A 15426-nucleotide genomic window follows, 5' to 3' on the forward strand; every position below is an offset into this window, starting at 1 on the left:
CTTAAGAGGAAGGCGTTTTATTTGCCTTCAATTAGGGTGGCAACGCGGATAAACTTCCGTCCCTTTACCAGGGGACGGAAGTTTTTTTATTTGCAAAAAAACATAAAAGGAGTTTTGTCATGCTGGATATTAAATATTTGCGCGCTAACTTTGAAGAAGTAAAAGAGAAACTGTCTCATCGCGGAGAGGATTTAGGCGACTTCAGCAAGTTTGAGGAACTGGATCAAAAACGCCGTGAACTGATTTCAAAAGTAGAAGTATTTAAAAGCAAGCGAAACGAAGTTTCAGGTCAAATTGCTGTGTTAAAACGTGAAAAACAGGATGCTGATCATTTAATAAAAGAAATGCGTGAAGTTGGGGACCGTGTGAAAGAAATGGACGATGAGCTTCGCAAGGTTGAGGCAGAGCTTGAAACGTTAATGCTGTCTATTCCAAATATTCCCCATGAAAGTGTGCCGGTAGGCGAGACGGAAGATGACAATATTCTTCACCGCGAATGGGGAGAAGTTCCTGCATTTGCATATGAACCAAAGCCTCACTGGGATGTTGCCGATCACCTTGGGATTTTAGATTTTGAACGTGCAGGTAAAGTAACCGGCAGCCGATTTGTTTTCTACCGCGGTTTAGGTGCCCGTCTCGAGCGTGCTCTTATCAGTTTTATGCTTGATTTGCATATCGATGAGCACGGTTATACAGAAGTGCTGCCTCCGTATATCGTAAACCGTGACAGCATGACAGGAACAGGCCAGCTGCCTAAATTCGAAGAAGATGCATTTAAAATTGCGGGTGAAGATTACTTTTTAATTCCTACAGCTGAAGTGCCAGTAACCAACATGCACCGTGAAGAGATCCTCTCTATTGATCAGCTTCCGGTCAACTATGCAGCATACAGCTCTTGCTTCCGTTCTGAGGCTGGTTCTGCAGGAAGAGATACTAGAGGATTAATCCGCCAGCATCAATTTAATAAAGTAGAGCTTGTGAAATTTGTTAAGCCGGAAGATTCTTATGATGAGCTTGAAAAACTGACAGGACATGCAGAGAAAGTTCTTCAGCTGCTGGGTCTTCCTTATCGTGTGCTTAGAATGTGTACAGCTGACCTTGGATTCACTGCAGCAAAGAAATATGACATTGAAGTATGGATACCGAGCCAGGAAACGTACCGAGAAATATCTTCTTGCAGTAACTTTGAGGCTTTCCAGGCGCGCCGCGCAGGAATCCGTTTCAGACGTGAACCAAAAGGTAAACCTGAATTTGTTCATACATTGAACGGATCTGGTCTTGCGATTGGCAGAACTGTTGCCGCGATTCTTGAGAATTATCAGCAGGAAGATGGAACAGTCGTTATTCCTGAAGTCTTGCGTCCATATATGGGGAATAGAGAAGTCATTTCACGATAATAATAAGCTTTTAAGAAGGGGCCAAAATCCGTTTTGTCCCCTTCTTAAATTTTTTCGAAAAATTTTTTTAGAATTGTTGACAAGCATATTTTAGATATGCTATATTAATTCTTGTCAGTACGGAGGTATACCCAAGTCTGGCTGAAGGGATCGGTCTTGAAAACCGACAGGGGGGTCAAACCCCGCGGGGGTTCGAATCCCTCTACCTCCTCCATTTTACATATAAAATCCAATGTTTAGCGCATAAAGATTGGAGATTGATAAAACCTGCGGCAGATTCTGCTGCAGGTTTTTTGTATATCTTTTTTTGCTGGATACAAAAAAATAACCGATTAAACCGGTTATTTTTTAAGTAATCTTGTCTGCTCTATAAAATGGGCTACGCGCTCAACAATTGGTTCAATAGAACCTTCGTTTGCCATAATGTCATAATCGTTAATGTTGAGGCGCAAGACAGGACATGCATTAAAATTATTAATCCAATCCTCATAGCGGCGGTGCATCTCTTCCCAATAAGCAATTGGTGTCTGCTGCTCCATCGGACGGCCTCGTTCTTTGATGCGGGATAAAATATCCTCAAGGCTGCCTTCTAAGTAAATCAAAAGGTCAGGATGAGGGAAGTAAGGTGTCATGACCATCGCATCGAATAAATTCGTGTATGTTTCATAATCCACTTCTGTCATCGTGCCTTTTTCATAATGCATTTTGGCAAAAATCCCAGTATCTTCATAGATTGACCGATCCTGAATAAAACCTCCGCCGTATTCAAAAATCCGCTTTTGCTCTTTAAATCTTTCAGCAAGGAAGTAGATTTGCAGATGAAAGCTCCATCTTTCAAAATCTGCGTAAAATTTATCAAGATAGGGGTTTGTATCTACTTTTTCAAATGAGGTGCGGAAATTCAATGCATTTGCAAGTGCATTTGTCATTGTCGATTTTCCGACACCGACCGTTCCTGCAATGGTAATGACGGCGTTGTGAGGAATGCTGTATTTCTCTCTCAAATTCATTTATTAGTAACTCCTTCATGTAAAGATTCATCCAGGCGTTTAAATATATAGGTTAAATCTCTTTCGTTTTGTACAAAATCAAGCTCATCTCCGCTGAATCTCAGAACTGGGATGGAGGGGTGCTCTTTTTCCCACTGTGACATGGCCACTTCGTAGTCCTCCGATAACTGCTTTAAATAGCCGGGATCGATATTTTTTTCGATCTCTCTCCCGCGCATATCAATGCGGTTAAGCAAGGTATCAAGACTTGCATTCAAGTAAATGATCAAGTTTGGCTTTGGCATGTCGCTTGTTAAAATCGAATAAATATCAAGGTATTTATCGTATTGTTCTTTTTTAAGAGTGCGCTTTGCGAAAATAAGATTTTTATAAATATGATAATCTGCCACAACAGGCTGACTCTTTTTCAAAAATAACTGAGCAATATCTTCAAGCTGTTTATATCGATTACACAGGAAGAACATCTCTGTTTGAAAACTCCACTCTTCAATGTTTTCATAAAATTTGCCGAGAAACGGATTCTCATCAACGATCTCTTTAAGCAAATGAAATTGATAGTGTTCTGCTATCGCTCTTGCAAGCGAAGTTTTCCCAACACCAATCGGTCCTTCCACGGTAATAAACGGTACACCATTCATCACGGGTCCTCCTACGCAAAAAAATCTATCAAAACAGACAAATTTTATTGTATCACAGTGGCAATATGAAAAGAGTAAGGTTTTAACGAAAAAGAAAAGTTTCCAATTATCCTCTCATAGCAGCGAGAGTTTTATGCGGATGCAGCAGAGCGTGATCTAAGGTTACATCATTGCAGAAAAGCGTTATAGCTTTACTCAGCACTCTTGATTCCATCTCTTCTTTTTCCGTATGATGGATTCTGAATAGTAATAATATTCATAAAATGGAGGGATTTATATGCGTGAGGAAACAGCAGCGAAGGACAGTCAGGTTGAAGATTTTTTCCCGGTTAAAGATGTTGACTATCTGGAAATGTATTCAGGCAATGCCAAGCAGTCAGCTCACTATTTTTGTACTGCCTTCGGTTTTAAAATTGTCGCCTATTCAGGACTTGAGACAGGGAACAGGGAAACCGTATCCTATGTGCTTCAGCAGCAGAAGGTACGCTTGGTTATTACAGGTTCTTTAAATGACACCTCACGTGTAGCTGAATTCGTCAAGAAGCACGGGGACGGGGTAAGAGATATCGCTTTAGTCGTGGATAATGTTGAAAAGGCTTACAATGAAGCTGTTTTCAGAGGAGCCATTGCCATTACTCCGCCATTTGAACTGAAGGATGAACATGGTGCGGTAAAAAAAGCCGTAATCGGTACATACGGAGACACCATTCATTCTCTAATAGAGAGAAAAGAATACAAGGGCGCATTTATGCCGGGTTTTGAAGCGGCCGAAATGAAGATTCCTTATACAGAAGCAGGAATCATCGGCGTTGACCATGTTGTAGGAAATGTAGAGAGTATGCAGGAATGGGTTTCCTATTATGAGAAAGTGATGGGTTTTAAAGAAATGCGACATTTTACAGATTCGGATATCAGTACAGAATATTCATCTCTTATGTCGAAGGTTATGCATAATGGAGGCCGGATTAAATTTCCTATTAATGAGCCGGCAGAAGGAAAACGCAAATCGCAAATTCAGGAATACCTGGAGTTCTTCAATGGTCCAGGCGTGCAGCATCTTGCTATTTTAACAGAGGATATCGTCTCTACAGTTGCAATTTTAAAGAAAAATGGCGTGGAATTTCTGAATACCCCTGAGACTTATTATGAAACACTAAGTGAACGTGTCGGAGATATTGATGAAGAGATTGATAAGCTGAAAGAACTTAACATTCTGGTGGACCGTGACGATGAAGGGTATTTGCTGCAGATATTCACCAAGCCGATTGTCGATCGTCCCACAGTCTTTATAGAAGTGATTCAGAGAAAAGGAGCGAAAGGCTTCGGTGACGGAAACTTTAAAGCGCTTTTTGAATCAATCGAACGGGAGCAGGAGCGACGAGGGAATTTATAAGGACTTAATCCTGAAAGCAAGGTGATAAAGATGGATGTAAAGCCAGAGTCGCTTCACTGGAAAGACGCTTATAAATTAATGATTGGCTCGATCCTGCCAAGGCCAATCGCCTTCGTATCGACTATTGATGAAAAAGGAGCGGTAAACTTGGCTCCTTTCAGCTTTTTTACCGCAATCTCTGCTGAACCGATGATGATTTGTGTCTCTCCTATGAGAAAAGGGACGGATGGATCTAAAAAGGATACTCTCCTCAACATTGAAAAAACGAAGGAATTTGTCATCAACATTGTGAGTGAACAAATAGCGGAACAAATGAATCGCTGTGCAGGCGATTTTGATCCGGAGGTGGATGAATTTGTTCAAAGCGGGCTGACGAAGGAGAAAAGCAAGTCAGTTGTCCCGCCTCGTGTGAAAGAAAGCCTGGTTCACCTGGAATGCGAGCTGCATGATGTCTTGCATTTTGGAGAGAAAGCGGGATCAGGCAGTCTTGTCATCGGCAAGGTAAAGCACATCCATGTTGATGATGCTCTTTTCTATGAAGGGAAAATTGACTCTGAACAACTAAAGCCGATCGGACGTCTTGCCGGGCACATGTATACAAAACCGATGACTGATACGTTTGAGATCATAAGAAGGTGAAATCATTATGAAGTTTGTGACATTTCAAACCCCGTCCAGCAGACAGTCTGCGGGATGGCTTCAAGGGCATGATCTGGTGATTGATATGAACGCTGTAAGCCGGGGGTTCTTGCCTGGATCCATTCAAGAATTTTTAACAGAGCATGAACGATACCTCTCATATATTCATGAAATGAACCTGTTTGAAGAGGGGGATATGGGAGTTTATCGGCTTTCAGAGGTGAGACTGTCCTCACCTCTTCCAAGGCCGGTAAGCATTCGCGATTTTTATGCATTTGAGGAGCATGTGAAAACCGCCCGACAGAAAAGAGGGCTTGATGTCATTTCAGAATGGTATCAATTTCCTGTGTTTTATTTTACAAATCACCTGGCTGTGAAAGGTCCGGAGGAAAAGATTGAAGTTCCTCCAGGCTGTCAGGCTCTTGATTATGAACTTGAGATTGCCTGTGTTATAGGGAAGGAGGGGCGTGACATCCCTGCAAGTGAAGCAGAAGAGTACATTTTTGGGTACTGCATCATGAATGACTGGAGTGCGCGTGATCTTCAAAGAGAAGAAATGAAAGTTGGTCTTGGGCCGGCAAAAGGAAAGGATTTCGCAACATCGCTTGGACCATACCTCGTTTCAAAAGAAGAGCTTCATCCATATAAGACAGGAGATCGGTATGATTTAAAGATGACAGCTGCTGTTAATGGAAAAGTGATATCGAAAGGGAATTTAAAAGATATTTATTATCCTTTTTCGGAGATGATTGAAAGGGCTTCTTCAGGTGTCACCTTATATCCGGGAGAAGTGATTGGCTCAGGAACAGTCGGAACCGGATGTATTTTAGAGCTAGGGGAAGAGGTGCATCGTTATTTAAGGCCGGGAGATGAGGTCGAATTAACGATTGAAGGTCTGGGCTTATTGAAAAATAAAATTGCAGCCAAAAGCAGGTGAGAGAATGTATTATCGCACGTTAGGCAAAATTCCTCATAAGAGACATACGATGTTTAAAAAAGAAGACGGAAGCCTATACCGGGAGCAGGTTATGGGAACGAAGGGGTTTTCAGGTACACAATCCATTCTGTATCATCACTACATGCCTACAGAGGTAGCAAAGTCAGAGCTTCTTCATTCCTATCTCCCTGAATATGAACAGATGGATTCCTTGAGACACAGGCATTTCTTTACGGATGCTCTGCAAACTGAAGGGGATGCTATTGAGGCTAGAGAGTATATCCTGGGAAATGATGATCTCTTAATAGGCGTGGTTCTTGTGAAAAAAACGATGGAGTCCTATTACAGAAACGGTGATGGAGATGAATTGCTCTTTATTCATTTTGGCAATGGAAAGATTGAGACGATGTTCGGTGTCATCACATACCGGCCAGGAGATTACATCAACATACCGATAGGCACAATCTATCGTGTCGTGCCAAAAGCCGAAACAAAAATCCTTTTCATAGAATCGTTCAGCCAGATCACTACACCTAAACGATACCGAAATGAATACGGCCAGCTTTTAGAGCATAGCCCGTTCTGTGAAAGAGATTTCCGGGGTCCTGAACAGCTTCTGACAGTAGAATCCCGAGGCGAGTTTGAGGTTTTGACAAAATCCAGGGGATATATGCATAAGCATACCTTTAACCACCATCCCTTCGATGTAGCGGGATGGGACGGCTACTTGTATCCATGGGCTTTTAATATCGAGGATTTTGAACCGATAACAGGAAGGATTCATCAGCCGCCGCCTGTTCATCAAACATTTGAAGGCCACAATTTTGTTGTCTGCTCATTCGTGCCTAGAATGTACGATTATCATCCCGAGTCGATTCCGGCGCCGTATTATCACAGCAATGTAAACAGTGATGAGCTTCTTTACTATGTAGAAGGAAATTTTATGAGCCGAAAAGGAATCAAAAAAGGATCCATCACCCTTCATCCAAGCGGAATTCCGCATGGTCCTCATCCTGGAAAAACGGAAGCGAGCATCGGGAAAAAAGAGACGCTTGAACTCGCGGTAATGATTGATACGTTTCGTCCGCTCCGAATTGTGAAAAAGGCCAAAGAAATTGAAGATGCCAATTATATGTATACTTGGACCGAAAAATAAGAAAAGCAGCCTGATAGGGCTGCTTTTTATGTTGGCGTTTTTACTACATCAAAGTTGTCGGCAATCAATAACCAGTTTTGCGGGAAAGAGAGCCCGAGCTTCCAATAGCTCATGCCTCTCAGCTTTAATTCTTTCATTAAATCAAATTTGGCCTGAATGGAACGGGCATCCTCAAACCAGACTTCATGTTCTCTCCCTTCCTTATCGCGGTAATTGAAGTGTGGAGCTTGGGCTTTCATATCATATTGAATGGAGACATTGTACTCACTTGCTAAGCGGATTGCCTGCTGCGGGCTGATGGCTTTTGCAAATTCTCCTCCGGGCTTAAACGGCAGGGTCCAGTCGTATCCGTATAAATTCTGCCCCATCATGACTTTATTTGCCGGTATTTCTGACAGGGTGTACTCGAGGACCTCCCTAACCGGTCCAATCGGGGATACTGCCATTGGCGGTCCGCCGCTATAGCCCCACTCGTAAGTCATCACCACTACAAAATCGACAATTTCGCCATGTGCTTTATAATCATGCGCCTCGTACCATTTCCCTTTTTGATCTGCGCTTGTTTTAGGGGCCAGAGCTGTAGAAATGAGCCAGCCTTCTTTTTTAAAACGGGCTTTTGCTTTTCTTAAGAAACGATTATAGGCTTCTCTGTCGACCGGCCTTAAATACTCCATATCAAAATGGATATCGCGGAATCCATATTTTTTTGCGGTTTCAACAATGTTATTCAGAAGTTTGTTCTGAACATCCTGATTTGTTAAGATGATTCGGCCGATTTCGTCACTGAAGCCTTCATCATCTAAATTCGTCACTATCATCATTAATGTGACTCTATTGTTTTTGGCGATATTAGGAAAGTCATTTAAGAGCGGCTCATCTAGAGTGCCATCCTTTTGAATGCGGAAGCTGAACGGACCGAGGTAAGTTAAATAAGGCGCTGCTTCCCGTGCACTTTCCACCAGATTAGGACTTACCTGATTTCCGGAAGGTTCAATATAAGCGTTGAATTCTGCTTTTTGTTTTGGACGGTCGGGAATATAAAGTCTGAACCCAATTTGCAGCGGGCTATTAATCGAGATTTGATTTACTTCAGATAATTCCTTTGGAGTTGAACCGTATCTTCTGCTGATAGACCACAATGTATCTCCAGGCTGCACCCAATAAAATCGCCCTTTTATCGGAATGACGATTGTCTGGCCGATAACAAGCTGGCCTGGATTGGGAATTTCATTTGTCCGGATGATCTCTTCAGCGGTTGTACTGTAAGCTTGGGCTATCCCGTATAAAGTTTGTCCTTCTCGGACAATATGTATCTGCATATTGATTCCCCTCACTCATTCGTCATAATCTCTCTGTTACATCTTATGAAGGAACAAGCGGGAGCATGTTATATTTTTATTTGGCGGGAATCGCCTATATCTGCCTGAAGGACATTTTTCATCATGCGAAGAGCGTATTCATTGTCATGTTTATCATTTGAAGCAATGCAGTCAGATGGAACGGAGAGTTTATATCCCCGCATATAGGCATCATTAGCGGAAAAAAGAACACAGATGTTTCCGGCTATTCCCGTCAAAATTAGATGCTGCACTTGAAGATTGTCCAGAAGCATGTTTAAGGCAGTTCCATAAAAGGCAGAATGCATGGGTTTGATTAAGAAAAAATCCGTATCATCAGGATAGAGCTGTTCAATGATTGGCCTGCTCAGTTCATTTGTGCATTTTTCAGAAATCTTTTGAAAATCAGCCTGCCATAATTTATAATGATCATTTATATAAATGATGGGACGTTTTTTCTTCTGCATTTTCTTTTTTAATGAGAAAATGTTCTCAGAAACTTGTTTAGCCTCATCAGCCAAAACTTCACCATGCTTAAATTTAAAATTATTAATCATATCAATAATGAGCAGGGCACAGTTATCTTTTTTATCCAAGGCGTCATCTCTCCTTTATAAAGATTAGCTTGTGTCATAATGAAATAATCTATAAGGAGTACATTATGGATAAGGACACGTTATATATGGAACTTGCAATAAAAGAAGCTCTGAAAGCAAAGGCAATCGGCGAAGTTCCAATAGGTGCGGTCATCGTACATAACGATGAAGTAGTTGGATCCGGATACAATCTAAGAGAAAGTGAGCAAAGGTCAATTGCCCATGCAGAAATGATTGCGATTGATCAGGCGTGCGCCTCAATGGGTACTTGGAGACTTGAGGATGCGACGCTTTACGTAACCCTTGAGCCCTGTCCGATGTGTGCAGGGGCAATAGTGCTTTCAAGAGTGAAAAGAGTGGTTTACGGGGCTGCAGATCCGAAAGGCGGATGTGCAGGAACACTGATGAATCTTCTGGATGAAAAAAGATTTAACCACCAGGTTGAAGTAGCTAAAGGAATCCTTGAGGAAGAATGCGGGTTAATGCTCAGCGATTTTTTCAGGGATCTTAGAAAGCAAAAGAAAGCAGAAAAAGCTTCTTCAAAAAATTTACAGTAGTTGGATATTGCATTTTTTTCGAAAAGCTTATATACTAGGTTATGCGTCGTACTAAACGGCGCACCTTAACTAGGTATCAATTTTGCCGTGCTAAGCGGGGAGGTAGCGGTGCCCTGTACTCGCAATCCGCTCTAGCGAGGCCGAATCCCTTTCCCGAGGTTAGCTGTCTGTAGGGCCTGCCTTAAGTAAGTGGTGTTGACGTCTGGGTCCTGCGCAATGGGAATCCATGAACCATGTCAGGTCCGGAAGGAAGCAGCATTAAGTGGAACCTCTCATGTGCCGCAGGGTTGCCTGGGCCGAGCTAACTGCTTAAGTAACGCTTATGGACACTAATCGACGGAAGGTGCACGGCAGTTTAATTTATAATGAACAAACCCATCCTCTTGCAGGGTGGGTTTTTTATTTGTTTAGGAATTTATAAAATTCAAAAGGCTGCGGGGGTAAAATAAAGGTATCCTCGTCCAGATCCTGCACTTAGATCCCCGTTCAGAACGAATCAGACCAGGACGCCTGCGCTTTTGATCTTTGCAAAAAAGGCTGTCTGAAATTAGTCCTTGTCTCCTTTGTAAAATACTAATTCCTTAAGGTATAATAGAAGGGATGAATTTGAAGGAGGGCGTTATGTGAGTTACCAAGCTTTATACCGTGTTTGGCGGCCGCAGCAATTTCATGATGTCGTAGGTCAAGAACATATTACAAGAACGCTTCAAAATGCCCTGCTGCAAGAAAAATTCTCGCATGCCTATCTTTTTTCCGGACCAAGAGGAACTGGAAAAACTAGTGCTGCCAAGATTTTTGCGAAAACAGTCAATTGTGAAAAAGCTCCGGTTGCAGAACCGTGCAATGAATGTTCTGCTTGCCTTGGCATCACAGATGGTTCCATTTCCGATGTGATTGAAATAGATGCTGCTTCAAATAATGGAGTAGATGAAATACGGGATATACGTGATAAAGTAAAATATGCGCCGTCTTCGGTGAGCTATAAAGTTTATATCGTTGATGAAGTGCACATGCTCTCCATAGGAGCGTTCAATGCCTTGTTAAAAACGCTTGAAGAACCGCCTAAGCATGTCATCTTTATATTAGCCACTACAGAACCTCACAAAATACCGCTGACGATTATCTCCAGGTGCCAGAGATTCGATTTTAAACGAATAACAGCGGCAGCTATTGTCGGGAGAATGCAGGAAATCATTGAAGATCAGGAGATAGAAGCAGATACTGCTGCGCTTCAGGTCATTGCAAGTGCAGCGGACGGCGGTATGCGTGATGCCCTGAGTTTGCTCGATCAGGCTATTTCCTTCAGTGATGAAACTGTGACATTAGACAATGCACTGCTGATAACGGGATCAGTCTCACAGGCGATGATAGGTGAATTAATCCATGCTATGTTCAATAAAGACGTATCTGTAGCTCTGCAGGCTTTAGATGAGCTGATGAATCAGGGAAAGGATGCATCGAAACTTGTAGAAGACTTTATCTACTATTACAGAGATCTTCTGCTGTATCAAACGGCGCCGCAGCTTGAGGAAGTATTAGAGCGGGTTACAGTTGATGAACTGTTTGTGGAATTATCTAAACAGATGCCTCCCGATACAATCTACCATGCTATAGATGTCCTGAACAAAAGCCAGCAGGAAATGAAATGGACAAATCACCCCCGTATATTCCTTGAGGTGGCAATTGTAAAGCTATCCGAGCATGAGGCAAAAGCTGTTCAATCTGGCCAAAGTGAAAACCATGCTGAGCTTGAAGCGACAGTGAAGAAACTTGCAAATGAATTAGAACTCCTGAAAAAACAGGGAGTCACAATCAGCGGACAGCAAGCGCCGCAAAATGAACAAAAGGCGCCAAAAGCCGTCCGAAGCGGGTACAAGGTGCCTGCAGGCCGGATTCAGGAAATCCTGAAAGACGCAACGAAACAAAACCTGGCAGCCATAAAGAGCCGCTGGGGAGAGCTGCTTGATTATCTGCGCAGGCAAAACAAAGTATCTCATGCAGCGCTTCTGACAGACAGTGAACCGGTAGCTGCATCAGAAACTGCTTTTGTGTTAAAGTTTAAATATGAAATCCATTGTAAAATGGTAGCGGACAACAACAATCAGGTTCGCAGCAATATGGAAGCCATTCTTTTAGAATTAACGGGACGAAACATGGAAATGGTTGGCGTTCCAGAACAAGAATGGGGTAAAATAAGAGAAGATTACATACGTGATCAGCGTCAGAATGATGACGGCGATTCCCCTGAAGAAGACGAAGATCCGCTCATAGCTGAAGCAAAAAAACTAGTGGGTACAGATCTCATTGAAATAAAAGATTAATATTGGAGGAGATTTATTATGAACCGTGGCGGAATGGGCAACATGCAAAAAATGATGAAACAAATGCAGAAAATGCAGAAAGACATGGCCAAAGCACAAGAAGAACTGGCTGAAAAAACAATCGAAGGAACAGCTGGCGGCGGTATGGTTGTTGTTACAATTAATGGAAACAAAGAAGTGGTTGATGTAAACATTAAAGAGGAAGTTGTAGATCCGGAAGATATCGATATGCTTCAAGATTTAGTTCTTGCTGCTACAAATGACGCTCTGAAGAAAATGGATGAGCTCACAAACGATACAATGGGTAAATTTACAAAAGGCATGAACTTGCCAGGCATGTTCTAGGAGGAATGGAATGCATTATCCTGAACCGATATCAAAGCTGATTGACAGCTTTATGAAACTGCCAGGAATTGGCCCGAAGACGGCCGTTCGTCTGGCTTTTTTTGTACTGAATATGAAAGAAGACGTTGTGCTGGATTTTGCAAAGGCCTTGGTCAATGCCAAAAGAAATCTTACGTACTGTTCTGTATGCGGTCATATTACAGATCAGGATCCCTGCTATATATGTGAAGACCAAAGAAGAGATAAAACCGTCATTTGTGTCGTTCAGGACCCAAAAGACGTTATCGCAATGGAAAAAATGAAAGAGTATTCAGGGCTGTATCATGTGCTTCAAGGAGCAATCTCACCGATGGATGGTATCGGACCTGAGGATATCAAGATTCCTGAACTGCTGAAAAGGCTTCAAGACGACACAGTGCAGGAAATCATACTCGCTACCAATCCTAACATTGAAGGTGAAGCAACCGCGATGTATATCTCCAGACTTTTAAAGCCGACAGGGATCAAAATGACGCGAATAGCACATGGGCTTCCTGTAGGCGGAGATCTGGAATATGCGGATGAAGTAACTTTATCAAAAGCTCTGGAAGGAAGACGGGAGCTTTAATATCGGGATGCCGGAGAGGGGAAGTATCTTTGTTTTTTCGCAGAAAAGGCTGGCTTAGAAAAGAATATGATCAGCTGCTGGTTGATGACCTCCTTTTTATGAAAGATGAATGGAATCGGCAAAAACAGCTTGTTGATAAAAGTGTGGAGCCGTCTCCTGAAATACTGTATGAATTAAAAGTGGCTCAATCAAAATATTTCTTCTTATTAAGAGAAGCAAAAAAGAGAAATATTACGATCGGCAGAAAATAGCTTGTTCTATTTTCACCAGGCTTTCATAGATATTTAGAAAGTAATGATGAAAGTGAGTGGTGGAATGGAACCCGTCTACGTTTTTTCCATTCTCGGAGGAATCACAATCCTGCTGCTTGTTGCAGGCGCCCCGCTCAAGTCAATGCGCTGGGCTGGCCAAGTGCTTGTGAAAGTTGTAATAGGTGCATTATTTTTATTTTTCATTAATGCATTTGGTACAAGCATAGGCCTGCACATCCCCATTAATCTGACGACTGCGGGTATTTCTGGATTGCTTGGTTTGCCGGGTGTTGCTGCATTAATTATTATAAAAATGGTTATCTTATCTTAGAACAGGCGGCTTGTTTCGCTTGTTCTAATTTTTTTGTTGACACGTTTTGTAGCGGGTGGTATATTAATAGACGTCGCTGATGACGTTAAATAAAACTTTTTAAAAAAGTTGTTGACGGAACAGAGAGATAAATGGTATATTAAAGGGGTCGCTTCGAGAGAATGCGACACAATAAGTTCTTTGAAAACTAAACAAAACCAAAAGCGTACCAAACGTTTTAAATTTTTGAAGTCAGCAACAAATTGAGTCACAAATTTTCTTCGGAGAGTTTGATCCTGGCTCAGGACGAACGCTGGCGGCGTGCCTAATACATGCAAGTCGAGCGGACCTCTTCGGAGGTCAGCGGCGGACGGGTGAGTAACACGTGGGCAACCTGCCTGTAAGACTGGGATAACTCCGGGAAACCGGAGCTAATACCGGATAGTATCTTGAACCGCATGGTTCAAGTTGGAAAGACGGTTTCGGCTGTCACTTACAGATGGGCCCGCGGCGCATTAGCTAGTTGGTGAGGTAATGGCTCACCAAGGCAACGATGCGTAGCCGACCTGAGAGGGTGATCGGCCACACTGGGACTGAGACACGGCCCAGACTCCTACGGGAGGCAGCAGTAGGGAATCTTCCGCAATGGACGAAAGTCTGACGGAGCAACGCCGCGTGAGTGATGAAGGTTTTCGGATCGTAAAACTCTGTTGTTAGGGAAGAACAAGTGCGAGAGTAACTGCTCGCACCTTGACGGTACCTAACCAGAAAGCCACGGCTAACTACGTGCCAGCAGCCGCGGTAATACGTAGGTGGCAAGCGTTGTCCGGAATTATTGGGCGTAAAGCGCGCGCAGGCGGTTTCTTAAGTCTGATGTGAAAGCCCCCGGCTCAACCGGGGAGGGTCATTGGAAACTGGGAAACTTGAGTGCAGAAGAGGAGAGTGGAATTCCACGTGTAGCGGTGAAATGCGTAGAGATGTGGAGGAACACCAGTGGCGAAGGCGACTCTCTGGTCTGTAACTGACGCTGAGGCGCGAAAGCGTGGGGAGCGAACAGGATTAGATACCCTGGTAGTCCACGCCGTAAACGATGAGTGCTAAGTGTTAGAGGGTTTCCGCCCTTTAGTGCTGCAGCTAACGCATTAAGCACTCCGCCTGGGGAGTACGGTCGCAAGACTGAAACTCAAAGGAATTGACGGGGGCCCGCACAAGCGGTGGAGCATGTGGTTTAATTCGAAGCAACGCGAAGAACCTTACCAGGTCTTGACATCCTTTGCCACTTCTAGAGATAGAAGGTTCCCCTTCGGGGGACAAAGTGACAGGTGGTGCATGGTTGTCGTCAGCTCGTGTCGTGAGATGTTGGGTTAAGTCCCGCAACGAGCGCAACCCTTGATCTTAGTTGCCAGCATTCAGTTGGGCACTCTAAGGTGACTGCCGGTGACAAACCGGAGGAAGGTGGGGATGACGTCAAATCATCATGCCCCTTATGACCTGGGCTACACACGTGCTACAATGGATGGTACAAAGGGCTGCGAGACCGCGAGGTTTAGCCAATCCCATAAAACCATTCTCAGTTCGGATTGCAGGCTGCAACTCGCCTGCATGAAGCTGGAATCGCTAGTAATCGCGGATCAGCATGCCGCGGTGAATACGTTCCCGGGCCTTGTACACACCGCCCGTCACACCACGAGAGTTTGCAACACCCGAAGTCGGTGGGGTAACCGCAAGGAGCCAGCCGCCTAAGGTGGGGTAGATGATTGGGGTGAAGTCGTAACAAGGTAGCCGTATCGGAAGGTGCGGCTGGATCACCTCCTTTCTAAGGAAGATATGAGGACGCTTTTGGTTTTTGTTTAGTTTTGAGAGAACTTTGTTCCCTCTAAGTGAATAGCGAGTTTACTTTAGAAGTAAGCGAGGAATTATTTGCGCGTACTT

15 protein-coding genes, 1 tRNA gene, 1 rRNA gene, 1 other RNA gene and 1 other annotated feature (1 of these 19 cut by a window edge) are annotated in these 15426 nt (G+C 43.4%); of the genes, 14 read left to right on the forward strand and 4 right to left on the reverse strand.

The features are described 5' to 3' along the window. Positions 1-67 (forward strand) — a binding site (T-box leader) (it extends 152 nt beyond the left edge of the window). Positions 68-119: 52 nt separating this feature from the next. Next, positions 120-1397: a serine--tRNA ligase gene (serS, locus tag QLQ22_RS00105; protein WP_223438850.1), complete on the forward strand. Its 1278-nt coding sequence runs from the start codon at positions 120-122 to the stop codon at positions 1395-1397. 121 nt (positions 1398-1518) lie between these two features. Continuing rightward, positions 1519-1611, forward strand: a tRNA-Ser gene (locus tag QLQ22_RS00110). Positions 1612-1738: 127 nt separating this feature from the next. Here the strand turns inward: QLQ22_RS00110 and QLQ22_RS00115 are convergent. Both QLQ22_RS00115 and QLQ22_RS00120 read right to left on the reverse strand, forming a co-directional pair. Next, positions 1739-2407: a deoxynucleoside kinase gene (locus tag QLQ22_RS00115; protein ID WP_252207824.1), complete on the reverse strand. Its 669-nt coding sequence runs from the start codon at positions 2405-2407 to the stop codon at positions 1739-1741. Further along, positions 2404-3045: a deoxynucleoside kinase gene (locus tag QLQ22_RS00120; RefSeq protein WP_252207826.1), complete on the reverse strand. Its 642-nt coding sequence runs from the start codon at positions 3043-3045 to the stop codon at positions 2404-2406. Before QLQ22_RS00120 ends, QLQ22_RS00115 begins: the two co-directional genes overlap by 4 nt. Before the next feature lie 277 nt (positions 3046-3322). On the opposite strand from QLQ22_RS00120, the gene hppD reads away from it, so the two are divergent. From hppD to QLQ22_RS00140, 4 genes are read left to right on the forward strand one after another with little or no spacing between them, the layout of a single operon-like run. Continuing rightward, complete coding sequence (gene hppD / locus QLQ22_RS00125; RefSeq protein WP_223438853.1) at positions 3323-4438, forward strand: 4-hydroxyphenylpyruvate dioxygenase; 1116 nt, start codon at positions 3323-3325, stop codon at positions 4436-4438. Between the two features lie 30 nt (positions 4439-4468). Further along, the gene (locus tag QLQ22_RS00130) at positions 4469-5077 is read left to right on the forward strand and encodes a flavin reductase family protein (RefSeq protein ID WP_284015791.1); all 609 of its coding nucleotides are present in this window, start codon (positions 4469-4471) and stop codon (positions 5075-5077) included. Between the two features lie 7 nt (positions 5078-5084). Beyond that, positions 5085-6014: a fumarylacetoacetate hydrolase family protein gene (locus QLQ22_RS00135; RefSeq protein ID WP_284015792.1), complete on the forward strand. Its 930-nt coding sequence runs from the start codon at positions 5085-5087 to the stop codon at positions 6012-6014. A gap of 4 nt (positions 6015-6018) precedes the next feature. Next, the gene (locus QLQ22_RS00140; protein WP_223438856.1) at positions 6019-7170 is read left to right on the forward strand and encodes a homogentisate 1,2-dioxygenase; all 1152 of its coding nucleotides are present in this window, start codon (positions 6019-6021) and stop codon (positions 7168-7170) included. A 26-nt stretch (positions 7171-7196) separates the two neighbouring features. Here the strand turns inward: QLQ22_RS00140 and QLQ22_RS00145 are convergent, their stop codons facing one another. Together QLQ22_RS00145 and QLQ22_RS00150 are read right to left on the reverse strand one after the other, a co-directional pair. Further along, positions 7197-8489 carry a glycoside hydrolase family 18 protein gene (locus QLQ22_RS00145; protein ID WP_223438857.1) on the reverse strand — a complete coding sequence of 431 codons (1293 nt, stop codon included), beginning with the start codon at positions 8487-8489 and terminating at the stop codon, positions 7197-7199. Positions 8490-8557: 68 nt separating this feature from the next. Continuing rightward, entirely contained in the window at positions 8558-9103 is a 546-nt protein-coding gene (locus tag QLQ22_RS00150; RefSeq protein WP_284015793.1) for a cysteine hydrolase family protein, read from the reverse strand. 65 nt (positions 9104-9168) lie between these two features. Here QLQ22_RS00150 and tadA point away from each other — a divergent pair, with 65 nt between their 5' ends. The 8 genes from tadA (at position 9169) to QLQ22_RS00190 (ending at position 15310) form a co-directional block, all read left to right on the forward strand. Then, positions 9169-9660 (forward strand): tRNA adenosine(34) deaminase TadA, encoded by a 492-nt coding sequence (gene tadA / locus QLQ22_RS00155; protein WP_223438859.1) that lies wholly within the window; start codon positions 9169-9171, stop codon positions 9658-9660. Between the two features lie 85 nt (positions 9661-9745). Continuing rightward, an RNA gene (ffs, locus tag QLQ22_RS00160) (signal recognition particle sRNA large type) lies at positions 9746-10011 on the forward strand. Between the two features lie 272 nt (positions 10012-10283). Beyond that, a complete protein-coding gene (gene dnaX, locus QLQ22_RS00165) occupies positions 10284-11981 on the forward strand; it encodes a DNA polymerase III subunit gamma/tau (RefSeq protein WP_284015794.1) in 1698 nt (565 codons plus the stop codon). Between the two features lie 18 nt (positions 11982-11999). Next, positions 12000-12326 carry a YbaB/EbfC family nucleoid-associated protein gene (locus tag QLQ22_RS00170; protein ID WP_223438861.1) on the forward strand — a complete coding sequence of 109 codons (327 nt, stop codon included), beginning with the start codon at positions 12000-12002 and terminating at the stop codon, positions 12324-12326. A gap of 10 nt (positions 12327-12336) precedes the next feature. Beyond that, positions 12337-12933 carry a recombination mediator RecR gene (recR, locus tag QLQ22_RS00175; RefSeq protein WP_070875719.1) on the forward strand — a complete coding sequence of 199 codons (597 nt, stop codon included), beginning with the start codon at positions 12337-12339 and terminating at the stop codon, positions 12931-12933. 29 nt (positions 12934-12962) lie between these two features. Further along, complete coding sequence (locus QLQ22_RS00180; RefSeq protein WP_223438862.1) at positions 12963-13184, forward strand: YaaL family protein; 222 nt, start codon at positions 12963-12965, stop codon at positions 13182-13184. A 64-nt stretch (positions 13185-13248) separates the two neighbouring features. Then, the gene (locus QLQ22_RS00185; protein WP_284015795.1) at positions 13249-13515 is read left to right on the forward strand and encodes a pro-sigmaK processing inhibitor BofA family protein; all 267 of its coding nucleotides are present in this window, start codon (positions 13249-13251) and stop codon (positions 13513-13515) included. A gap of 257 nt (positions 13516-13772) precedes the next feature. Next, positions 13773-15310 (forward strand): 16S ribosomal RNA (locus QLQ22_RS00190). Positions 15311-15426: the final 116 nt, after the last annotated feature.

This window comes from Metabacillus hrfriensis, from assembly GCF_030127205.1.
Taxonomy (GTDB): Bacteria; Bacillota; Bacilli; order Bacillales; family Bacillaceae; genus Bacillus_P; species Bacillus_P dongyingensis.